1 protein-coding gene is annotated in these 210 nt (G+C 61.4%); it reads right to left on the bottom strand.

The features are described from left to right. Positions 1–210: hypothetical protein (locus tag K9U40_RS24670; protein ID WP_282892655.1), on the bottom strand; the 210-nt coding region annotated here is incomplete at both ends.

Raw genomic sequence — 210 nt, 5'->3', positions numbered from 1 at the left:
GTTTGTGGTGGAAGTCAGTTGCGATCCCGTGCCGGTGATCGTGGCTGTCCCCGTCGACCCGGTGGTGTTGCCAATATAGACGTTGGCGCCGGTCACCGATCCGCCGCTCTGGACATTCAGCGTGCCGCTCGATCCATTGTTGTTGCCGACATAGATAACGTTGCTGCTGCCGACGTTGCCGCCGTTCTGAACCGTCAGCGACCCGGTGCC

This window comes from Xanthobacter autotrophicus, from assembly GCF_030015065.1.
Lineage (GTDB): Bacteria > Pseudomonadota > Alphaproteobacteria > Rhizobiales > Xanthobacteraceae > Xanthobacter > Xanthobacter autotrophicus_D.
Note: the sequence above shows the minus strand (reverse complement) of the source record. Positions and strands in the feature narration are given on the sequence as shown.